20 protein-coding genes are annotated in these 21,972 nt (G+C 65.9%); 13 read left to right on the forward strand and 7 right to left on the reverse strand.

The window, feature by feature from the left end; translation table 11 throughout:
* Window positions 1-78: 78 nt before the first annotated feature.
* The gene (locus ACNPP0_RS23405) at window positions 79-912 is read left to right on the forward strand and encodes an AraC family transcriptional regulator (RefSeq protein WP_448707139.1); all 834 of its coding nucleotides are present in this window, start codon (window positions 79-81) and stop codon (window positions 910-912) included.
* A 22-nt stretch (window positions 913-934) separates the two neighbouring features.
* Here the strand turns inward: ACNPP0_RS23405 and ACNPP0_RS23410 are convergent, their stop codons facing one another.
* Window positions 935-1,816, reverse strand: coding sequence for a LysR family transcriptional regulator (locus tag ACNPP0_RS23410; RefSeq protein WP_332609242.1), 882 nt, complete (start codon window positions 1,814-1,816; stop codon window positions 935-937).
* 174 nt (window positions 1,817-1,990) lie between these two features.
* On the opposite strand from ACNPP0_RS23410, the gene ACNPP0_RS23415 reads away from it, so the two are divergent.
* Genes ACNPP0_RS23415 through ACNPP0_RS23425 form a run of 3 tightly spaced genes read left to right on the forward strand, consistent with a single transcriptional unit; the run spans window position 1,991 to window position 6,837 of the window.
* Window positions 1,991-2,971, forward strand: a complete 981-nt coding sequence (locus ACNPP0_RS23415) for a Bug family tripartite tricarboxylate transporter substrate binding protein (protein WP_332609241.1) — start codon at window positions 1,991-1,993, stop codon at window positions 2,969-2,971.
* Window positions 2,972-3,008: 37 nt separating this feature from the next.
* The gene (locus tag ACNPP0_RS23420; protein ID WP_448707140.1) at window positions 3,009-5,066 is read left to right on the forward strand and encodes a hydantoinase/oxoprolinase family protein; all 2,058 of its coding nucleotides are present in this window, start codon (window positions 3,009-3,011) and stop codon (window positions 5,064-5,066) included.
* The gene (locus ACNPP0_RS23425) at window positions 5,059-6,837 is read left to right on the forward strand and encodes a hydantoinase B/oxoprolinase family protein (protein WP_448707141.1); all 1,779 of its coding nucleotides are present in this window, start codon (window positions 5,059-5,061) and stop codon (window positions 6,835-6,837) included. The genes ACNPP0_RS23420 and ACNPP0_RS23425 overlap by 8 nt, the downstream gene beginning before the upstream one ends.
* On the opposite strand, the gene ACNPP0_RS23430 is transcribed toward ACNPP0_RS23425, so the two are convergent.
* Window positions 6,824-7,627: a GntR family transcriptional regulator gene (locus ACNPP0_RS23430; protein ID WP_448707142.1), complete on the reverse strand. Its 804-nt coding sequence runs from the start codon at window positions 7,625-7,627 to the stop codon at window positions 6,824-6,826. The two genes, ACNPP0_RS23425 and ACNPP0_RS23430, sit on opposite strands and share 14 nt — an antisense overlap.
* A gap of 130 nt (window positions 7,628-7,757) precedes the next feature.
* On the opposite strand from ACNPP0_RS23430, the gene ACNPP0_RS23435 reads away from it, so the two are divergent.
* From ACNPP0_RS23435 to ACNPP0_RS23475, 9 genes are read left to right on the forward strand one after another with little or no spacing between them, the layout of a single operon-like run.
* Window positions 7,758-8,789: an ABC transporter substrate-binding protein gene (locus ACNPP0_RS23435; RefSeq protein WP_332609236.1), complete on the forward strand. Its 1,032-nt coding sequence runs from the start codon at window positions 7,758-7,760 to the stop codon at window positions 8,787-8,789.
* A gap of 58 nt (window positions 8,790-8,847) precedes the next feature.
* Complete coding sequence (locus ACNPP0_RS23440; protein WP_332609234.1) at window positions 8,848-9,909, forward strand: ABC transporter ATP-binding protein; 1,062 nt, start codon at window positions 8,848-8,850, stop codon at window positions 9,907-9,909.
* Window positions 9,906-10,772, forward strand: coding sequence for an ABC transporter permease (locus tag ACNPP0_RS23445; RefSeq protein WP_332609233.1), 867 nt, complete (start codon window positions 9,906-9,908; stop codon window positions 10,770-10,772). Before ACNPP0_RS23440 ends, ACNPP0_RS23445 begins: the two co-directional genes overlap by 4 nt.
* Before the next feature lies 1 nt (window position 10,773).
* Complete coding sequence (locus tag ACNPP0_RS23450) at window positions 10,774-11,574, forward strand: ABC transporter permease (RefSeq protein WP_448707143.1); 801 nt, start codon at window positions 10,774-10,776, stop codon at window positions 11,572-11,574.
* Window positions 11,574-12,731 carry an NAD(P)/FAD-dependent oxidoreductase gene (locus tag ACNPP0_RS23455; RefSeq protein ID WP_448707144.1) on the forward strand — a complete coding sequence of 386 codons (1,158 nt, stop codon included), beginning with the start codon at window positions 11,574-11,576 and terminating at the stop codon, window positions 12,729-12,731. Before ACNPP0_RS23450 ends, ACNPP0_RS23455 begins: the two co-directional genes overlap by 1 nt.
* Complete coding sequence (locus ACNPP0_RS23460) at window positions 12,715-13,023, forward strand: (2Fe-2S)-binding protein (RefSeq protein ID WP_448707145.1); 309 nt, start codon at window positions 12,715-12,717, stop codon at window positions 13,021-13,023. Before ACNPP0_RS23455 ends, ACNPP0_RS23460 begins: the two co-directional genes overlap by 17 nt.
* Window positions 13,020-14,462, forward strand: a complete 1,443-nt coding sequence (locus tag ACNPP0_RS23465) for an FAD/NAD(P)-dependent oxidoreductase (protein WP_448707146.1) — start codon at window positions 13,020-13,022, stop codon at window positions 14,460-14,462. Before ACNPP0_RS23460 ends, ACNPP0_RS23465 begins: the two co-directional genes overlap by 4 nt.
* A gap of 4 nt (window positions 14,463-14,466) precedes the next feature.
* Window positions 14,467-15,630, forward strand: coding sequence for an NAD(P)/FAD-dependent oxidoreductase (locus ACNPP0_RS23470; RefSeq protein ID WP_448707147.1), 1,164 nt, complete (start codon window positions 14,467-14,469; stop codon window positions 15,628-15,630).
* Window positions 15,627-16,016 (forward strand): RidA family protein, encoded by a 390-nt coding sequence (locus ACNPP0_RS23475; protein WP_046804009.1) that lies wholly within the window; start codon window positions 15,627-15,629, stop codon window positions 16,014-16,016. The genes ACNPP0_RS23470 and ACNPP0_RS23475 overlap by 4 nt, the downstream gene beginning before the upstream one ends.
* Here the strand turns inward: ACNPP0_RS23475 and ACNPP0_RS23480 are convergent.
* The 5 genes from ACNPP0_RS23480 to ACNPP0_RS23500 all read right to left on the reverse strand — a co-directional run bounded on the left by ACNPP0_RS23480 (window position 15,991) and on the right by ACNPP0_RS23500 (window position 21,970).
* Window positions 15,991-17,271 carry an amidohydrolase family protein gene (locus ACNPP0_RS23480; protein WP_448707148.1) on the reverse strand — a complete coding sequence of 427 codons (1,281 nt, stop codon included), beginning with the start codon at window positions 17,269-17,271 and terminating at the stop codon, window positions 15,991-15,993. The two genes, ACNPP0_RS23475 and ACNPP0_RS23480, sit on opposite strands and share 26 nt — an antisense overlap.
* A 102-nt stretch (window positions 17,272-17,373) precedes the next feature.
* On the reverse strand, window positions 17,374-18,324 hold the full coding sequence (locus ACNPP0_RS23485) for an ABC transporter permease (RefSeq protein ID WP_332609221.1): 951 nt from the start codon (window positions 18,322-18,324) through the stop codon (window positions 17,374-17,376).
* 10 nt (window positions 18,325-18,334) lie between these two features.
* Window positions 18,335-19,408, reverse strand: coding sequence for an ABC transporter permease (locus ACNPP0_RS23490; protein WP_332609220.1), 1,074 nt, complete (start codon window positions 19,406-19,408; stop codon window positions 18,335-18,337).
* Between the two features lie 58 nt (window positions 19,409-19,466).
* Window positions 19,467-20,996 (reverse strand): ABC transporter ATP-binding protein, encoded by a 1,530-nt coding sequence (locus ACNPP0_RS23495; protein WP_448707149.1) that lies wholly within the window; start codon window positions 20,994-20,996, stop codon window positions 19,467-19,469.
* On the reverse strand, window positions 20,993-21,970 hold the full coding sequence (locus ACNPP0_RS23500; RefSeq protein ID WP_448707150.1) for a BMP family protein: 978 nt from the start codon (window positions 21,968-21,970) through the stop codon (window positions 20,993-20,995). The genes ACNPP0_RS23495 and ACNPP0_RS23500 overlap by 4 nt, the downstream gene beginning before the upstream one ends.
* Window positions 21,971-21,972 lie beyond the last annotated feature (2 nt).

Here is a 21,972-nt window from a genome sequence, read left to right on the forward strand (position 1 = left end):
TCAAAAGAACCCCCGCAACAAAAAAAACCGCAAAATCCGCAAATCCCGCGAAGCTACATTGCCCTCCAAGGAGCAAGCATGAAGCCCGAAACCCGATCCCTCTATACCGACCGCCTGGACCCCGTCCTGCGCTGGCTTGCCGCCCACCCTGACGCCGACCCCGATCTGCACCAGCTGGCCGACCTGGCCTGCCTGTCGCCGTATCACTTTCACCGGGTCTACCGCGCCATGATGGGCGAAACGGTCAACGCCACCGTCCAACGCATCCGCATGCATCGCGCCGCCGCTGCATTGGCCGATTCCCAGGCGCCGTTAAGAGCCATTGCACAACGCGCCGGATACGATTCCGACGCGGCCTTCAATCGGGCATTCGGCAACTTCTTCGGCACCCCGCCCGGGCGCTACCGCGCCGCGCGTTCCCAACCCCTAGCCCTTCAGGAGCATGCCGTGTACCCCATCGCCATCGAAAACTTCCCCGGTGCCACCCTTGCCGTTCTGCCCCACCAAGGCAGCTATCAAGACATCGGCTCCGTCTTCACCCGCGCCTTCATGCTGGCCTACGGCCGTGGCATCGCCGACCCCGCAGCCCCCGGATTCGGCGTCTACTTCGACGACCCCGAACAAGTCCCCGAAAACAAATTGCGATCCCTGGCCGGCATGGCCGTCAACGTTGACGCCGACCTGGGAGAAGAACTGCAACGCCACATCATTGCCCCCTGCCGCTGCGCCATCCTCACCTACACCGGCCCCTACAACGAAATGGCCAAGCCCTACCAATGGATGTTCTCTGAATGGCTACCCGCCAGCGGCCATCTGCCCGCCGACATCCCCATGTTCGAGCAATACCTGAACGACCCCCGCAGCACCCCGCCCGCCCAACTGCAAACCCGCATCTGTCTGCCCCTGAAATAACGCAGGCGCACGGCACCACTCGCTACCCCAGCACGCCGGCCAGGTACTGCCTGAGCCACGCGTGCGCCGGGTCATCCTGATAGCGCTCGTGCCAGTACAACGACACCGTGATCTGCGGCAACGTCAACGGCACCTTCTGCGTTACGATCCGCGCCGCGCCCGACATCGCGCGTGCAACGCTCACCGGCATCGTCGCTATCAAATCCGACCCTTCAACAATGAACGGGCACACCAGATAACTCGACAACGTCGCCACGATCTTGCGGCTGCGGTTCTGCCCCATCAGAATGCGATCGATCGCCGTGCTGAAATAACGCGTGTGCGCCGCCAGGTCCAGATGCCCATAGCTCAGGTACGCGTCCAGATTCCAACGCTTGCGCAAACAAGGATGCCCCTCGCGCACGATGCACACCGCCGGCTCCTGGTACAGAAAACGCGTGCGCAGATCCGGCGCCGGGTCCGGGAAATAGCCCGCGATCAACTCCACATGATTCGTGTCCAGCATGCTCAAGCCATGTTGCGGCCGCGCCGGAACAATCTGCAATTGGAAGTGTGGCGCATCTACCGCCAACCGCGGAATCAACTTCGGCAGCAACGTGTATTGCACATAGTCCGTTGCATACAACGACAACGTGCGCGATGAATGCGCCGGGTCGAACGCCTCGCGCGTACGCGTCGCGCGATGCCAGCTTTCCAGCAAGGGCTTGAAGTTCTGATGCAGTTCCATCGCGCGCAACGTCGGCTGCCACGCACCGCCCTCGCGCACCAGCAACGGGTCGCCGAACAGTTGACGCAGCCGATTCATCGCCGCGCTCATCGCCGGCTGGCTGATGTTCATCGCCTCGGCCGCGCGCGACACGTTGCGGCACCCCATCAGCGCGTCGAAATGCAAAAGCAGATTCAAGTCCGGATTCTTCACGGCCGCGCACCTATAAATAGCGTTTATACAAATATAAACCCGCAGGGCTGCTGCCTTTGAAGCCAGAAGCCTAGGATGACCCTGTTGTTGCAGCGAACCAGGACCGGACACGCATGATCCGGCCACAAGGAAGTTCTATCAACAAGGGGAAACCAAGCCATGAACCAAGGGCTGATACGTCGTTGCTGTCGCATTGCCGCCGGACTCGTGATCTTCGCCACCGCCAGCGCCGCCCAAGCGGCCTGGCCAGACAAAGTCATCCGCATCGTCGTGCCGTTCGCGGCGGGCGGGTCCACCGATTTGATCGCGCGCAAAATCGCCGAAGGACTGGGCCAGCGCCTCTCGGCCAACGTCATTGTTGAAAACCGACCCGGCGCGGGCGGCACCGTCGGCACCGAATACGTCGCCCGACAGCCCGCCGACGGCTACACCATTTTGATGGGGTCGGTCAGCACGCACGGCAGCGCGCCCTGCGTGTATTCCAAACTGCCCTACGACGCCGTCAAGGACTTCACGCCACTGACCGTCATCGCCACGATTCCGAACGTGATGTCGATCAACCAGTCAGTGCCCGCCAACAACCTGCAAGAGTTCGTCGCGCTGTTGAAGAAGGAACCCGAGAAGTACTCCTTCGCGTCCAACGGCCAGGGCACCTCCAACCACCTGGCCGCCGAACTATTCAAGTCCACCGCCGCCGTCTCCATGGTGCACGTGCCGTATCGCGGCTCGGGCCCCGCGCTGATCGATTTGGTGGGCGGCCAGATCAACATGATGATGGACGTAGTGATGACGTCCTACCCCTACATCAAGGACGGCAAGATCAAGGCGCTGGCCGTCACCTCGCCGCAACGCTCCGCGCTGCTGCCCGATGTGCCCACCGTCGCGGAATCCGGCTACCCCGGCTACGAAGCCATGGTGTGGTTCGGCATGTTGGCGCCCGCCAACCTGCCCGAGCCGCTGCGCCAGAAACTCACCGACGGCCTGGTGCAGACCCTGCACGCACCCGCCATGAAAACGTACCTGGAACAACAGGGCGCGCAGGTGTCCGACGTGGCCGGCCCCGCCTTCGCCACGATGATCAGAAGCGAGATCAATAAATGGTGCGGCGTCGTCAAGCAGGCCGGCATTCGCCTGGACTGATCTTGCGCGACGAGTCCTTTTCTTTGGAATCAACGATATGTATCGCATAGGGATAGACGTCGGTGGCACGTTCACCGACTTCACGATGATCGACGAGGACGCGGGCGTCGTGCACTTTCACAAAGTGCCGTCCACCCCGCATGACCCTTCCGAAGCCATTGCCACCGGCATCGGACAGATGTTGGCGGACCATGGCGTGCCGCCTTCGCAGGTGTCGCACGTGGGGCACGGCACCACGGTTGCCACCAACCTCATCATCGAACGCAAGGGCGCACGCGTCGGCCTCATCACCACGCGCGGCTTTCGTGACGTGCTGGAGATCGGCCGGCAGACCCGCCCGCACCTGTACGACTACAGCGTCGGCAAGCCGCCCGTGGCGGTGCCGCGCGAGTTTCGCATTGAAGTGAGCGAGCGCGTCAGCGCATCGGGCGAGGTGCTGACCTCGCTGGACGAGGACCAGGTGCTGGCGGCCGCGCGGCAATTCGCCGCCGCCGGCATCGAAGCCGTCACCATCTGCTTCCTGCATGCGTACCGCAACCCCGACCACGAACGCCGCGCCGCGAAGATCGTGGCGGAGGCCATGCCGGGCGCCTACATCAGCCTGTCGTCCGACGTGCTGCCTGAATTCCGCGAATACGAACGCCTGTCCACCACCGTGCTGAACGCCGCCGTCGGCCCAAAGATGGCGCGCTACCTGGAACGTTTCATGCAGCGCGTGCGCGACCTGGACATCCGCCATGAACCGCACACCATCCATTCCAACGGGGGGCTGATGTCGATCGGCACCGTGCGCCAGTATCCCGTACGCACTTGCCTGTCCGGCCCGGCGGCGGGCGTCGTGGGCGCGGCGGCCGTGGGCCGCGCCATCGGCAGCTTGAACCTTGTCACGTTTGACGTCGGCGGCACCAGCACCGATGTGTCCTTGGTATGCGAAGGCCGCCCGCTGTTCACCTCGCATCGGCATGTGGCCGGCTACCCCGTCAAGACCCCCATGGTCGATATCCACGTCATCGGCGCGGGCGGCGGCAGTATCGCGTGGCTGGACGATGCGGGCGCCTTGAAGGTTGGGCCACACAGCGCGGGCGCGGTGCCCGGCCCGGTCGGTTACGGCCGTGGCGGCCAGGAACCCACCATCACCGACGCCGAGATCGCGCTACAGCGCCTGAACCCCGTCGCCCTGCTGCGCGGCCGCATGCCCGTGCACGCCCAGGCCGCGCGCGACGTGATCGCGCAGCGCGTGGCGCAGCCGCTGGGCATGGAACTGGAAGCGGCGGCCGAAGGCATCCTGCGCATTGCGGCGGCCAACATGAGCCGCGCCATCCGCGCCGTGTCCACCGAACGTGGCTACGACCTGTCCAACTTTGCGCTGTACGCCTACGGCGGCGCCGGGCCGCTGCACGCGGTCGAGGTTGCCGAGGAATGCGGCATTCCCGTGGTCATCGTGCCGCAGGAACCCGGCACCATGTGTGCACGTGGGATCTTGCTCAGCGACATTTCCTTTGACTTCGTCCAAAGCGAAATCTCCTTGGCCAGCGAGGCCACCTGGCCTGCCATCACCGCCATTTTTGATGGCTTGCGTCAGCAGGCAGAGCGCTGGCTGGAGCAAGAGCGCGTCGACCCCGCGCTGCGCGTCTGCCACAGCGCCATCGACGCCCGCTACGAAGGGCAGAACTTTGAAGTGCAGGTCAGCGCCGACGGCATGGGCGCGGGTGGCTACGCGGAATTCGCGCGCCGCTTTGCCGAGGCGCACGAGCGCGAATACGGCTACACGGTCGATGACCGCAAGGTGCAGATCATCAACTGCCGCATGCAAGCCGTGGGTCAGGTGGTGAAAGCGCCATTGGCGCCGCGCCACATCGACGGCGCCCTGCAAGACGCCAGCCTGGGACGGCGCAAGGCCTACTTCGGACCCGTGCATGGCTGGCTGGAAACCCCCGTCTACGATCGCGACCGGGTGCCGACCGGCGCGCGCTTCGCCGGCCCCGCGCTGCTTGAAGAAATGAGCTCGACCACGGTGGTCGGCGTGGGCCATGAGGCCAGCGTGGACGACTACGGCAACCTGATCATCCGTTTGCAAGGAGGCTTGCATGGCTAAGCCCGACAACTTCACGCAGCACAATTCCCAGCCCGACACGGCTGACGCCGGCTTGGCGCTGGCCGATCCGATCGGCATGGAGGTCTTCTGCAACCGCCTGCTGTCCATCACGGAAGACATGAACAACACGCTGGTGCGCGCGTCGTTCTCCACCAACATCAAGGAACGCAAGGACTGCTCGGTGGCGCTGTTCGACGCCGCTGGGCGGCTGGTGGCGCAGGGCACGCAGATTCCGCTGCACCTGGGCTCGCTGGACGGCGCCATGGGTGCGATCCTGCGCACGTATCCGATCGACCAGATTCGTGAAGGCGACGTCTTCGTCTGCAACGACCCTTACCTGGCCGACGGCAGCCACCTGCCCGACATCAACATCGTCACGCCCGTATTCTGGGACGGCGTACTGCGCTTTTTCGCCGCCAACATCGCGCACCATTCCGACGTGGGCGGCGCGGTGCCGGGCTCTATCGCGGGCGGCCTGAAGTCCATCTTCGAAGAAGGCATACGCATCCCCGCCTGCCGCATCGCCCGGCACGGACAAACGGACGAAGACCTGCTGCGCCTGATCTGCGCCAACACCCGCGACCCTGAAGAACGCGTGCTGGACCTGCGCGTGCAGATGGCCACCAACCGCCGTGGCGCCGCCGCTGTGCAGGGCCTGATCCGCCAGATGGGCCTTGAAGCCGTGCTGCGCTCCGTGGATGACGTCATTACGTACACGCGCCGCCGCCTGCTCAACCGCATCGCCGAATTGCAGGAAGGCAGCTACACCTTCCGCAGTGATCTGGATGACGATGGCATGGGCGGCGATCCGGTGCCGATCCAGGTCACGCTGACCGTGCGGCGCGACAAGCTGCATTTCGATTTCGAAGGCTCGGGCAAACAGGCGCGAGGCGCGATGAACCTGCCGTTCAACGCCTTGCGCGCCTGCGTGTACTACGCCGTGAAGGCGCTGCTGGACCCCGACCTGGCGCCCAACGCGGGCCTGTTCGATCCCATCACCTTGTCGGCGCCCGTGGGCACCATCACCAACCCAGAGCATCCCGCCGCGGTGGGTGCGCGATCGATTACCGCGCAGAAAGTCGCGGGCGCGATATTCGGCGCGTTCCGTGGCCTGCTGCCGCCGCAAAAAACCATGGCGTCCAGCAATGATTGCTGCCCGGCCATTGTGTTCTCCGGCCGCTGGCGCGAGCGCGCCGGCCACTTCGTGTATCTGGAAACGCTGGGCGGTGGTGCCGGCGCGCGCTTCGATACCGATGGCATGGACGCCGTGCATGTGCACATGACCAACACGTCGAACCTGCCGGTGGAAGCGTTGGAAAACGAATACCCGCTGCTGATGGACGAGTACGCGATGATCCCGGATTCGGGTGGCGCGGGCCGCACGCGCGGCGGCATGGCGATAGCCAAACAGATACGCGCGGTGGGGCCGGGCATCGTGTTCTCCGCGCGGTCCGACAGCCACACGGTGGGCGTGGCGGCCGGCGTGGATGGCGGGGGAGACGGACGCCGCGCGCGGCTGGTGCGCAACTTCGGCACGCCGCAAGAGGAAGAGCTGTTTTCCAAAACCGCCAACATCGCGCTGGCGTCCGGCGAAAGCGTGCGCATCGAAACGCCGGGCGGCGGCGGCTATGGGCCACCCGCCGAACGGCCCCAGGCGCGCATCGAGCAGGACCTGGCCGACGGCAAGATCACGGCTGACGCGGCGCGCACGGCCTATGGCGCGCGTGGCACCAAGGCCGTCATCGCCACAAGCCAGCCTACGCCACGTTGAGCGTCATCGAATACTTCATTTTGTCGTGCGGGAAGGTGGTGATGGTGGCCAGCAGCAACAGGCCGCCTTCGCCGTAATAGCGGCGGGTGATGACAAAGCCCGCCGTCTTGGGCTCGACCTTGAGTTGCCTGGCCACCGTTGCATTGATGGGCGTAGCCGAGAACTCCTGGTTGACCTCCGTAATGCGGTCGCCGAAGTGATCTTCGATCAGCCGCAGCAGCGAGATGCGGGACTTGACCTCGACCTGCACATTCGAATGTTCGGGGTCGGCGTAGATCAGCGTGGTGGCGGCCGCCGTGTCGGCGTCGTCCAGCGTCTTGATGGAGTTGATATGCAGCCAGGTTTTATCGGCCGCGCAGCCCAGCGTTTCGGCCAGCCGCTTGGGCAGCTTGATGGTGCGCACGTCCTGCACCAGCAGCGCGGCATTGCGCGCGTATTGCAGCAGGTCGGGAAACTGCGAGATGCGCTGCGTGAAGCGGGTGCTGGCGCGGGCTGTTTCAACGCGGGTGCCCACCCCCGGGCGGCGCGACACCATGCCGGCCACGGTCAACATTCGGATGGCTTCGCGAATGGTGTGGCGGCTGGCGTTGAACTGGTCGCACAGCTCGTGTTCGGTGGGCAGCAGCGTCATGACGGGGTAGCGGCCGGTGCTGATGTCGTGCGACAACGCATGGAAAATGCTCTTGTAGCGGGGGCCGCCGGCATCGCCCCCGGGCGCGGGCGATTCAGGTTTGCCACGCGCCTGCCGGGCTCCGGCGGGGCCGGCCGCGCGCTCGGAGGATCGGGTCATGGGGGTGCTCCTTGAATTGTTATATGGGGTTTGTACGGACAATAACCGATTGACAACGGTGTCGAGTCGGATTCATTATTTGTCCGGACATTCATGTACGGACAAAGTGTACCAACAATCGGGGGTTCTCATGGGCAAGGTACTTGCAGTGATCGCGGCGACGACGGTAGCCGTCGGGCTCAGCGCAAATGCAGCAGCGCAGCAGAAGTTGGTGGTGGCCGGCTACGGCGGCTCGTTCGAAGACATCATGCGCAAGGACATCTTCCCGCCCTTCGCCAAGCAGCACGGTATCGAGCTGGACTACGTGGCCGGCAACTCCACCAACACGGTGGCGCGCTTGCAGGCGCAAAAGAGCAACCAGCAGATCGACGTGGCGATCATCGATGACGGCCCCATGTACCAGGCCATCGCGCTGGGCTTTTGCGAGCCCATCAAGGGCCTGCCGGGCGACGACATCTACAGCACCGCGCGCTACAAGGACGACAAGGCCGTGGCCATCGGCATCGTGGCCACCGGCATCATGTACAACAAGAAGGCCTTCGACGAAAAGAAGTGGGCCGCGCCCACGTCGTGGAAAGACCTGAAGGACCCCAAGTACAAGAAGCAGCTGGTGGTGCCGCCGCTGAACAACACCTACGGCCTGCACGCGCTGGTGGAATACGCACGCGAAGGGGGCGGCGGCGAAAAGAAGATCGACGCGGGCTTCACCACCTTCAAGAACGAGGTCGGCCCCAACGTGCTGGTATACGAGCCTTCGCCCGGCAAGATGACGGAATTGTTCTCGTCTGGCCAGGCCGTGATTTCCGTGTGGGGCAGCGGCCGCGCCAAATCGTTCGCCGACACCGGCTTCCCGGTGGGCTTCGTGTATCCGCGGGAAGGCGCGTACGCGCTGCTGTCCTCGGTATGCCCCGTCGCCAAGCCGAAGACCAATCCCATGGCGCAGGCGTTCGTGCAGTACCTGGTGACGCCCGAAGTACAGGAAAAGCTGGCCAACGCCTATGGTTACGGGCCGGTCAACAAGAAGGCCAAGGTGACCGATGACCCGCGCGTGCCGCTGCCTATCGGCAAGCGCGCTGCCGATTTGATCGTGATCGACTGGGACACGGTCAACCAGAACCGCGACGACTGGAACAAGCGCTGGACGCGGGAAATCGAGCGCTGATACGCGTAGCCGGTAGTGCAATACGGGGCGGCGCGGCGCGTCGCCCACGGGAGCCTTCATGAGTTATCTAGTGCTGAACCGCCTGTGCAAGCGCTATGGCGACACGACCGCCGTGGAAGAACTGAGCCTGTCCGTCAATCGCGGCGAGTTCATTTCCCTGCTGGGGCCTTCGGGTTGCGGCAAGACCACCACGCTGCAAATGATCGCCGGCTTTGTCGAACCCACCAGCGGCAGCATTGTGCTGGACGGGCGCGACGTCAGCCGCGTGCCGGCCAACAAGCGCGGGCTGGGCCTGGTGTTCCAGAACTATGCCCTGTTCCCGCACATGACCGCCTTTGAGAACGTGTCGTTCGGCCTGGAGATGCAGCGCGTCAAGAAAGAAGAACGCGAGGCGCGCGTGGCCGATGCCTTGAAGCTGGTGGGCCTGTCCCATCTGGCGGACCGGCATCCGGCGCGCATGTCCGGCGGCCAGCAGCAGCGCGTGGCATTGGCGCGCGCGCTGGTGATTCGGCCCAGCGTGCTGTTGCTGGACGAACCGCTGTCGAACCTGGACGCCAAGCTGCGCGAGGAAATGCAGCTGGAACTGCGCAGCATCCAGCGCACGATCGGCACCACCACCATACTCGTCACGCACGATCAGTCCGAGGCACTGGCGCTGTCGGATCGCATCGTGGTGATGAACCAGGGGCGGGTCGAACAAGTGGCCGAACCCTTCCAGGCCTACGAGGGGCCGGCCAGCCACTTTGTCGGCGGCTTCCTGGGCAAGGCGAATGTGTTCACGCCCACGGCCGAGCAATATGAAAACGAGACGCGCGCGCGCATCGGTGAAGCGCATATCCCCATGGCCGGTGCGCCGGTGCCGCAGGGCGCGGTGATCGTGCGCCCGGAAAAAATCCTGTTCTCGGAACCCGCCGCCTGTGCGTTGCCCGGCCGCATGAAGACGCGCGTGTTCCAGGGCAACCACTGGCTGTGCCAGGTCGACACGTCGGTGGGCGAGGTGATGGTGATACGCCAGAACGATGGCGTGGCCGTGCCCGCCGAGGGTGAGCCCGTGCACTTGCGCTGGCGCGCGCAGGACATGTGCGAAGTCGCGGCAGCACCCAAGGGCCTGGCGTCATGAGCGCGCGCGCCAACCCGTGGGTGTTGAGCGCCCCGGCGCTGGTGGTCTACGCCACTTTCCTGGTGGTGCCGATGGCGCTGGTGTTCCTGATCAGCTTCTTCGATTTCCAGTTCTATGGCGGCATGCAGGTGACCTTCACCTGGAAGAACTACGTCGAGATATTCAGCGACGGTTATTACTACGAAATCTACGCGCGCACCTTTGGCGTGGCAGCGGCTGTGACGGTGGCCTGCCTGGTGCTGGGTACCGCCGAGGCTTACGTGCTGTCGCGCATGGCCAACCCGTGGAAGGGCTTGTTCCTGATGGTGGTGCTGGGCCCCCTGTTGATTTCGGTGGTGGTGCGCACGCTGGGCTGGGCGTTGCTGTTCGGCTCCACCGGCCTCATCAACAAGGCATTGATGGGCCTCGGGTTGATCAGCACGCCCGTGGACCTGATGTACAGCAACCTGGGCGTGGGCATTGCGCTGACGCACGTGCTGGTGCCCTTCATGGTGATCTCGGTGTGGGCGTCGTTGCAACGGATCAACCCCGCCACCGAAGCCGCCGCCCTGTCGTTGGGCGCGTCCCAGTTCACGGTGATCCGGCGCGTGATCGTGCCGCAGGTCATGCCGGGCATTTTGTCGGGCGCGATCATGGTGTTCGCGATGGCGGCCAGCTCGTTCGCCACGCCGGCCATCATCGGCGGCCGGCGCTTGAAGAACGTGGCCACGGCGGCCTACGACGAATTTCTGAACACGCTGAACTGGCCGCTGGGCGCGGCGCTGGCCGTGGTGTTGCTGCTGGCCACCGTCGTTGTGCTGCTGTCGGCCAACCGGATCATTGAACGCAAGTACGGCGCCGTCTTCAACCAGGCAGGAGGCTGACATGCAATTCCGTAACGGCCCGATCGGCCTGGTCTTCCACGCACTGTTCATTTTGTTCATCCTGGCGCCCATTGTCATGGTGTGCGCAGTGGCGTTCACGTCCGAGGGTTTTATATCTTTGCCCACGGGCGGCTTGTCCTTGCGCTGGTTCCGCGCCATCTTGGACAACCCGCGTTTTGTCGAAGCCTTCTGGTTCAGCCTGGGGCTTGGGACCTTGTCGGCGACGCTGGCCATCGGCTTGGCCGTGCCCAGCGCGCTGGCCCTGGCCCGCAACCGCTTTCGTGGCCGCGAGGCGTTGGTGGCGTTCTTCCTGTCGCCGCTGATGATTCCGCATGTAGTGCTGGGCCTGGCCTTCCTGAAGTTCTTCACCACCGTGGACCTGGCCGGCACCTATGTGGGTCTGGTGGTGGCGCACGTGATCCTTGTCATGCCGTATGCGCTGCGCCTGGTGCTGGCGTCGGCCACCGGCATCGACCCCGCGCTGGAGCGCGCCGCACAATCGTTGGGCGCGTCCAACTGGACGGCGTTCCGGCGCGTGGTGTTGCCGCTGCTGCTGCCGGGCGTGGTTAGCGGCTGGGTCATTGCATTCATCACCAGCTTTGATGAACTGACCATGTCGATCTTCATCGCCTCGCCGTCCACGACGACGCTGCCGGTGCGCATCTTCCTGCATATCGAAGACACCATCGATCCGCTCGTGACCGCCGTGTCGGCCGTGCTGATCTACGTGACGATCATCGCCATTTTCATTCTGGACCGCGTGGTCGGCCTGGAAAAGCTGTTTGTAGGAAAGGGACGCTAATGACGGACGAGAAAGAACTGGCGCCCCGCGCGCCCGTGCATCGCGGCATTTATGACGCCGCGGTGATCGGCGGTGGGCTGGTGGGATCAGCCATTGCCTATGGCCTGCGGCGCGAGCTGGACCATGTGGCCGTGCTGGACGAAGGCGACGTGGCCTACCGCGCCTCGCGCGGCAACTTCGGGCTGGTGTGGGTGCAAAGCAAGGGCATGGGCCTGCCGCGCTACGGCGTGTGGACGATGATGTCCGCGTCCGGCTGGCCGCGCCTGGCCGCGCAACTGCTGGAAGAAACCGGCGTGGACGTGCACCTGGAACAGCGCGGCGGCCTGCATGCGTTGCTAAGCGACGAAGAGGTGGAAGCGCGCGGCACGTTCATGAAGACCTTGCTAGCGCAGCCGGGCATGGCGCAATACGACTGGAAGCTGCTGGACCGCGCGGAAGTGGCCGACCTGGTGCCGGGCATCGGTCCCGATGTGCGCGGCGCGACATGGACGCCGGTCGACGGCATCGCCAATCCGCTCAAGCTGCTGCGCGCCTTGCACGCGAGTTTTGCACAGCGGGTTGTGGATTACCTGCCGCGCCGTCCGGCGCAAAGCGTCAAGCAGCGCGATGGCGTGTTCGACATCGCCACGCCCTCGGGCACGGTGCGCGCGCGCAAGGTAGTGCTGGCATCGGGCTTGTCCAACAAGGAGCTGGGCGCACAAGTGGGCCTGACCGTCCCGGTGCGCCCGCAACGCGGCCAGATCGTGGTGCTGGAACGCACGCGCCGCCTGCTGGAAACGCCGCTGTCCACCTTGCGCCAAACCGATGAAGGCACGTGGCTGATCGGCGATTCGCAGGAAGAAGCCGGCTATGTGGATAACCTGGTGGGGCTGCCGATTCTGGGCACGCTGGCCGACCGCGCCGTACGTACGCTGCCCGCATTGCGCGATGTGCGCGTGGTGCGCAGCTGGGCGGCGCTGCGCGTGATGTCCAAGGATGGCTTTCCGATCTATCAGCAATCCGAAACGTGCCCGGGCGCCTTTGTCGCCACCTGTCATAGCGGCGTGACGCTGGCCGCCGCGCACGCCCTCAATCTGGCGCCCATGATCGTGGCCGGCAAGCTTGCCGACGACATGGCGCCCTTCTCGACCCGGAGGTTTCATGTTCAAGAGGCTTGATGAGGCGCAGCGCCAGACGCAAGGCGCGCCGGTGCGCGTGACGGTCAACGGGGTCGAGCTGCAATGCCGCCAGGGCGACAGCGGGGCGGCCGCCTTGTTCGCGGGCGGCGTGTCGGCCTGTCGCGACACCGCCGTGAACGACGTGCCGCGCGGACCCTATTGCATGATGGGCGTGTGCTACGACTGCCTGGTCACCATTGACGGCCAGGCGAACCAGCAGGGCTGCATGACGGCCGTGCGCGAAGGCATGAAGATCGAGCGCCAGCTGGGCGCGCGCAAGGTGCAGGCATGATCGAAACAACGCAATGCGATTTGCTGGTGGTGGGCGCGGGCCCGGCCGGGCTGGCGGCAGCGACGATGGCGGCCGGGCTGGGTGTGGACACCGTGCTACTGGACGAACAACCTGCGCCGGGCGGACAGATCTATCGCGCCATCACGACCACGCCGGTGACCGATCGCGGCATCCTTGGCGAAGACTACTGGCATGGTGCATCCCTGATTACGCCCTTCAAGCAATCGGGCGCGCGCTACGTGCCGGGCGCCACGGTGTGGGCGGTGGCCGAGCGCACCGCGCCGCATCCGGAAAAGGGGTTTGAAGTGGCGTATTCCGTGGCGGGCGAAGCGCGCATCGTCCATGCACGCCGCTTGTTGCTGGCGACGGGTGCGCAAGAACGCCCCTTCCCCATTCCGGGCTGGACGCTGCCGGGCGTGATCACGGCGGGCGCGGCGCAGATTCTGTTGAAGTCGGCCGGTGTGGTGCCGGCGGATCGCACCGTGCTGGCGGGCAGCGGCCCGCTGCTGTACCTGGTGGCGTGGCAATACCTGAACGCGGGCGTGAAGATCGACGCGCTATTGGAAACCACGCCGCCCGGACGCATGGGGCAGGCCTTGCCGAAGGTGTGGGGCTTTCTGCGTTCGCCGTATCTGGGCAAGGGCTTGAAGCTGCTGCGCGCGGTCAAGGCGGCCGTGCCGATCACACGCGGCGTCACTGCGCTGGAGGCGCAGGGCGACGGCAAGCTGCAAAGCGTGCGCTACACGGCGGGCGGCGTCACCAAGACCTTGCCCGCCGAACAGCTGATGCTGCATCAGGGCGTGGTGCCCAACGTGAACCTGTCGCGCGCCGTGGGCGCCGAGCATCGTTGGAACGACGCCTTGGACTGCTGGGAGCCGCAGGTGGATGAATGGGGCCTGACGACGGTGGAGGGCATCGGCATGGCGGGTGACGGCGCGGGTATCGCGGGCGCCCTGGCGGCGGAACACCGGGGCCGGCTGGCCGCCTTGCAGGCGGCGCATCTGTTGGGCCGCATCGACGCCGCGAAACGCGATAGCCGGGCCGTAGCGCCGCGCGAGGCGCTTGCCCGTGCCGTCAGAGGTCGCGAGTTCTTCGATGCGCTCTACAAGGCGCCTGATGCGTTCCGGCGGCCCACCGGTGACACCATCGTGTGCCGCTGCGAAGAAGTTACCGCCGCGCAGGTGCGCGAGACAGTCAAGCTGGGTTGCAGCGGACCCAACCAGATGAAGGCATTTCTGCGCTGCGGCATGGGGCCGTGCCAGGGGCGCTTCTGTGGGCTGACGGTGGCCGAGATCATCGCCGAGGAACGCGGCGTGCCAACGCAGGAAGTGGGCTATTACCGGCTGCGCTTTCCGACCAAGCCGCTGACGCTTGGCGAGCTGGCGTCGCTGCCGCAGACGGACGATTCCCGCCAAGCCGTTGTCCGCCTGAAAAAGTAATGCCATGACCGGTTCACCGCGGTCGGCGGCAGTCATCATCATCGGCGGGGGCCTGCACGGCAGCTCGGCAGCGCTGCATCTGGCGCGTGCCGGCGTGCCCGCCCTGGTGATCGAAAAGAACTACGTGGGTCGGCACGCGTCCGGCGTGAACGCGGGCGGGGTGCGCACCTTGTCGCGGCATCTGGCCGAAGTGCCACTGGCGCTGGCCTCGCGCGAACTTTGGTATCGCATCGGCGACCTGGTGGATGACGATTGTGGTTTCGAGCAGCACGGGCAGGTGCGCGTGGCCGAGAACGCCGCCGACGCCGAAACGTTGCGGCAACGCCTGCGCACGATGACCGATCACGGCTACACGCACGAAGCGTGGATCAGCGCCGAGGATCTGCGCCACATGATCCCCGCTATCGCGCCCACCATCCAGGGCGGGCTGATCGCGCGTGAGGACGCGGCGGCCGATCCGTATCGCACGACGCTGGCGTTTCGCACCAAGGCCGCGCGCCTGGGCGCGCGCTTTCTGGAAGGCGTGCGCGTGGACCGCGTCTCGCACGACGGCGGCCAATGGCGGGTGGATACGGATGCGGGTACCTATACCGCGCCGCAAGTGTTGAACTGCGCGGGCGCCTGGGCCGACCGCATCGCGGCGCAATGGGGTGAACCGGTGCCGCTCTTGGCCATCAGCCCGATGATGTTGGTGACGTTACGGATGGAGCACTTTCTGGACCCCGTCGTGCTGGGCACCGGGCGCGCGCTATCGTTCAAGCAGCGCGCGAACGGCACGGTGCTGATCGGCGGCGGGCGGCGTGCCTGGGTGGACCGCGACGCGGAGTGGACCGAGCTGGATTTCCGCTCGCTGGCGGAAGGCGCACGCACGGTCTGCGACCTGTTTCCACACATGCGTGACGCCATCGTGAACCGGGGCTGGGCGGGCATCGAAGCGGCCATGCCGGACGAGATTCCAGTGATCGGACGCAGCAGCCGCCACGAAACCGCGTTCCATGCGTTCGGCTTTTCGGCGCATGGCTTTGAACTGGGCCCCATCGTGGGCCGCATCATGGCCGATCTGATTACCACCGGCGCGACGGACATGCCGATCGCGCCCTTCCGGATTGACCGTTTTTCGGACGCGGCCAACGCGTCCGCCCCATCAGAAAAGGAGCAAGACGAATGAACGACGACATCGTGCGCAAGCAAACCAACCAGCGCCTGAGCCGCATCGTGATCCATGGCGATACGGTCTATGTGGCGGGCGTGACGTCTGCGGCCGAAGGCGGCATCGTGGCGCAGACGCGCGATGCGCTGGCCAAGATCGACGGCTATCTGGCCGAGGCGGGCACCGACAAGTCGCGACTGCTGTCGGTGCAGATCTGGCTGAAGGATATCGACCGCGACTTCGCGGGCATGAACAGCGTCTGGGCCGAGTGGGCACTGCCCGATGCGATGCCCACCCGCGCCACCTGCGAGGCCAAGCTGGCCGCGCCGGAGCTGCTGGTGGAGATCATCGTGACGGCCGCCAAGCGGCCGCCGTATGTCAGCGGGCCGGTGTCTGAAAGCTGACCTGACCCGGGCGGCCCGGCAGGTTCAGGGTGGCGGTGGCGGGCGGCGTGGTGGCAATCACCTGCCCCGCGCGCAGCACCATCAGGCGGGTCGCGCGCAGGCGTAGCGCTTCGACGGGATCGCGCGCTTGCAACAGCACCAGGTCGGCGCGCTTGCCGACCGCGATGCCCGTGTCGTCCAGCCCCAGGATCTTGGCGGGCGTGGTCGTCACGGCGTCGAAACAGGCGCGCATGGCGTCCTGGCCCGTCATCTGGGCCACGTGCAGGCCCATGTGCGCCACTTCCAGCATGTCGCCCGAACCCAGGCTGTACCAGGGGTCCATCACGCAGTCATGGCCGAAGGCCACCGGCACGCCGGCCGCCAGCAATTCGGGCACGCGGGTCATGCCACGGCGCTTGGGATAGGTGTCGTGGCGGCCTTGCAGCGTGATGTTGATCAGCGGGTTGGCAATCGCCGCGACGCCGGCCTCGCGCATCAGCGGGATCAGCTTGGACACGTAGTAATTGTCCATGGAGTGCATGGACGTCAGGTGCGAACCGGTAACGCGGCCGTGCAGGCCCAGGCGTTGCGTGTGGTACGCCAGCGTTTCGATATGGCGCGACAAGGGATCGTCGCTTTCGTCGCAATGCATGTCCACGCGCAGGCCCCGTTCGGCGGCCAGTTCGCACAGGATGCGCACGGATTCGGCGCCGTCCTGCATGGTGCGTTCAAAGTGCGGAATGCCGCCCACCACGTCCACGCCCATGTCGAGCGCGCGCTTCAGGTTGTCGAGCGCACCGGGCGCGCGCAGCACGCCGTCTTGCGGGAAGGCGACCAGTTGCAGGTCCAGATAGGGTTTGACCTTTTCGCGCACGTGCAGCAGCGCCTCGGTGGCGAGCAGGCGCGGGTCACAGACATCCACGTGCGAGCGAATGGCCAGCAGGCCACGGGCAACGGCCCAGTCGCAATACGCCAATGCGCGTTCCACCAGGGCTTCCTGCGTCAACAGCGGCTTGAGTTCGCCCCACAGCGCGATGCCTTCGAGCAAGGTGCCGGACTGGTTCACGCGCGGCAGCCCGAAGGACAGCGTGGAATCCATGTGAAAGTGCGCGTCCACAAAGGGCGAGGACACCAGCTGACCGGCGGCATCGATCACCTGCCCGGCTTCGGCCTTCAGAGCAGGTTCGACAGCGGTGATGCGACCCTGCGCCACGCCAATGTCGATGTTCGTGCGCCCATCGGGCAGCGTGCAATTCTTGATAATCAGATCGAGCATGGGGTGATCCTAATGGAAGTTCAGTATTTCACAATGCCGCAAAATTACCCCGACATCGGGGTCGGACGGAGCCGGCTCCGCCGGTCCGTCGCGACGCCCCCTCTAGCGTTCGCCCTTGCGGTACGGCTTCATCAGCGCTTGGGGGTAGGCCGCGCGGCGCGCCATCACTACCAGGGCGAGGATAGACAGGATGTAGGGCAGCATCAGGTACACCTGATACGGTAGCTCGGGCAGGCCGGGCAAGGCCGCGCCGCCTTGTTGCAGGCGCAGTTGCAGCGCGTCGAAGAACGCGAAGATCAGTGCGCCAAGCAATGCCTTGCCGGGCCGCCAGGACGCGAACACGACCAGCGCCACGCACACCCAGCCCCGGCCGTTGACCATATTGAAAAAGAACGCGTTGAAGGCTGCCAGCGTCAGGAAGCTGCCGGCCACGCCCATCAAGGCCGACCCGGCCACAATGGCGCCGATGCGCAACCGCGTCACGGACAGGCCCTGCCCTTCGGCGGCGGCGGGGTTTTCGCCCACCATGCGGATACCCAGGCCGACCGGCGTGCGGTTCAGCACCCAGGCCAGAATGGGCACGGCGGCCAGCGCGATCAGCGTCATGGGCGTCTGCCCCGCCAACACCGGGCCGATCAGCGGAATGCCGTCCAGGAACTTCATTTCGGCAAACGGCGTGATGGTGGGCGGCGTGGTCACGCTGGGAAACGTCACGCGGTAAGCAAAGTAAGACAGGCTGGTGGCAAGCAGCGTCACGCCTAATCCCGACACGTGTTGCGACAAGCCCAGCGGCACCGTCAACACCGCATGCAGCAAACCGAACACGGCGCCGGCAAACGCCGCCGCCAACACGCCCACATACAGGGGCGCGCCCAGGTACACCACCAGCCAGCCGGTAAACGCACCGGCCGCCATGATGCCTTCGATGCCCAGGTTCAACACCCCCGCGCGCTCGCACAGCAGCACGCCCAAGGTGCCCAGAATCAACGGCGTCGCCAGGCGCAGCACGGCGACCCAGAAGGCCGAGGAACTCAACAGATCCATCCATTCCATGGCGTGCTCCTCAAGCCCGGTTGCGGCGCAGGCGGTACTGCGCAAATAGCGTCGCGACCAGCATGGCAAGCAACGAGGTCGCGACGATGACGTCGGCGATGTAGTTCGGCACCGCGATGGCGCGGCTCATGCTGTCCGCGCCCACCAGCATGCCGGCGACGAAGATGCTGGCCAGGATCACGCCCAGCGGATGCAGCCCGGCCAGCATGGCGACGACCACGCCGGTGTAGCCATAGCCCGGCGACATATCCAGCGTGACGTAGCCGGTGCGGCCGGCCACTTCGATGGCGCCCGCCAGGCCGGCCAGCGCGCCGGACAACATCGCGGTGCCCAGCATCACGCGGGTGACTGGCAGCCCCAGAAAACGCGAAGCATGCGCGTTGGCGCCCACGGCGCGCATCTGGAAGCCGAACACGGTGTAGCGATTCAACAGCCACAATCCCAGCGCCAGGCCCGCGGCCCATAGCAGCCCGGTGTGCGCGCGCGTGCGTTCGATCAGCTTGCCCAATTCCAGGTCGCCGTTTAGCGCCACGGATTGCGGCCACCCCATGGCCATCGGATCCTTCATCGGGCCGTCCAGCATCATGGACACGAACAGCAGCACGATGAAGTTGCCCAGCAAGGTGGTCACCACTTCGTCCACGCCCAGGCGGGTCTTGAGCAGCGCGGGAATCAGCAGCAGCAAGGCGCCGGCCAGCGCGGCCGCCAGCATCATGCCGCCAAACAGCACGGGTACGGGCAGGTCGAATCCCGTGCCGTCGTGCAGTCCGCCGATGGCCACTGCCGCCAGCGCGCCCAGATACAGCTGGCCTTCGGCGCCGATGTTGTAGAAGCGCGCGCGAAACGCCACGGCACAGGCCAGGCCCGTCAGCATCAAGGGCGTGGCGCGGGTCAGCGTTTCAGACAGCGCGAAGCGCGAGCCGAACGCGCCTTCGAACAGCAGCGCGTAGGTGCGGCCCACGGGCGCGCCGGCCCAGGCGACCAGCAAGGTGCAGACCGCCAGGGTGAAGAGGATGGCCGCGATGGGGGCCAAGGCCAGCGCCAGGCGGCTGGGCTCGGGGCGGCGTTCCAGGATCAGTTTCATGCGAGTAATGCTCGGTAAAGGGGGGCGCGGGAGGCGCGGCGCGTGACGGTGCCGGTCGTCACGCGCGAGTTCCCGTCATGGCCAGGCCGACGGTGGCGGGCGTCCATTCGGCCACGGGTTTGACGGCCACCAGCTTGCCGCCGCACAGCACGGCGATGCGGTCGGCCAGCGCAAAGATCTCTTCCAGGTCTTCGGACACCAGCAGCACGCCGGCGCCGCGCGCGCGGGCGGCCAGCAGCTGCTCGCGCACATAGGCGACGGCGCCGATGTCCAGGCCCCAGGTCGGCTGGTCGGCCACGATGAAGCGCGGCTCGCGGGCCAGCGTGCGGCCCAGGATCAGCTTTTGCATATTGCCGCCCGACAGGCTGCGCGTGCGCACCTCCAACGAGGCCGCGCGCACATCGAACTGCTTGGCCAACTGCGCCGCGTACGCGCGGCCGGCGCGTGCGCGGATCAAACCGTAGCGCGCGAAGCGCTTGTTCTTCAGGTCTTCAACGATGGCGTTTTCCCAAAGCGGGCTGTCGCCGATCATGCCTTCGCCGTGGCGGTCTTCGGGGATGCGGCCGACGCGGGCCGCGGTCCAGCCGGCCGGTGTGGTGGGCGCGGCCGCGTGCTCCGCGCCCAGGCGGATCGTGCCGTCGCTGGGGTGGCGCAGTCCGGTCAACACCGACACCAACGCCTGCTGGCCGTTGCCGGCCACGCCGGCGATCGCCACGATTTCATGTTTGTGGACGGTCAGGTCCAGGCTGTCCAGGCGCGTCGTGCCATCGCGGCCGTCGCGCACGGTGACTTGCGACAAGGTCACGACCGGCGCGGCCTGTTCGGCGGCGGCCACGGCCTCGGCGCGCGGCATGACGACCTTGCGGCCCACCATCAATTCGGCCAATTCGGCGGGGCTGGTGCCGGCGGTGTCGCGTTCGGCCACCAGCTTGCCCTGGCGCAGCACGGCCACGCGGCGCGATACGGCCATGACTTCGTCCAGCTTGTGTGAAATGAAGATGACGGCCAGGCCGTCGTCAACAAAGCCGCGCAAGGTCGCGAACAGGTCCTGCACTTCCTGCGGGGTGAGCACCGCGGTGGGTTCGTCCAGGATCAGCACGCGCGCGCCGCGATACAGCGCCTTCAGGATTTCAACGCGCTGTTTTTCGCCGACGGACAAACCGCCTACGCGTGCATCCGGGTCCACGCCCAAGCCGAAGCGCTGGCCCAGTTCAACCAGGCGGCGGCGTGCCTGGGCGCGGCCGGAGGCCAGCTTCCACAGCGATTCCGTGCCGACCATGATGTTGTCCAGCACGGTCAGGTTGTCGGCCAGGGTGAAGTGCTGATGCACCATGCCCACGCCCGCCGCCAACGCGGCGTCGGGCCGGCCGGGCGGCAGGGGTTTGCCAAAAACGTTGATGCTGCCGGCATCGGCCACATAGTGGCCGAACAGGATCGACACCAGGGTCGATTTGCCGGCGCCGTTCTCGCCCAGCAAGGCCAAGACCTCGCCCTGCCGCAGCGTCAGCGAGATATCGTCGTTGGCCGTCAGGCTGCCGAACCGTTTGGTGATCCCTGTCAGTTGCAGGGCGAGAGGCGCTTGGTTCATCGTGCCGAGGACTTGGGTTCTTTGTCGTTGACCTTGACGGTGAAGCTGCCGTCCAGAATGGCCTTCTGCTTGGCGTCGACCTTGGCGATGAGATCGGCGGGGATCTTCTTTTCGAAGGTGCCCAGCGGCGCCAGGGACGAGCCCTTGTGCTTCATCAGCGAATACTGGCCGTAGTCATCGGCCTTGAACGTGCCGGCCTTGACCTGCTTGAGGGCTTCGTCGATGGTGGGTTCCATGCTCCACAAGGCGGATGCCACGACGGTCTCGGGGTACTGCGGCTGGGTGTCGATGACGTTGCCGATGGCCAGCTTGCCGCGTTCCTTGGCGGCGTCCGACACGCCGAAGCGCTCGGCATACAGCACGTCCGCGCCCTTGTCGATCATGGCGAAGGCGGCTTCCTTGGCCTTCGGGGGATCGAACCACGAACCGATGAAGGTCACGGTGAATTCTGCCTTCGGGTTCACTTCCTTGGCGCCTTCGATGAAGGCTTGCATCAGGCGGTTCACTTCGGGAATGGGGTAGCCGCCCACCAGGCCGATCTTGCCGGACTGGCTCATGCCGCCGGCGATCATGCCGGTCAGGTACGCGGGTTCCTGGATGTAGTTGTCGAACACCGAGAAGTTGGGCTGCTGCGGCTTGCCCGACGAACCCATCAGGAAGGCGGTCTGCGGATAGTCCTTGGCCACCTTGCGCGCGGCGGCTTCCACGGCGAAGGCTTCGCCCACGACCAGCTTGTTGCCCTGCTCGGCGTACTGGCGCATGACGCGTTCGTAGTCGGCGTTAGTGACGTTTTCCGAGAAGGTGTAGTCGATTTCGCCACGGTCGCGCGCGGCGGTCAGCGCCTTGTGGATACGCGACACCCATTGCTGCTCGACCGGCACCGTGTAGATGGCGGCAACCTTGGTCTTGGCGGGGGCTTGGGCTTGCGCCGCGCCCGAGAACAGCAGCACGCCGGTGGCGGCGGCCGGGGCCAGCT

This window comes from Achromobacter semiaridum, assembly GCF_053543755.1.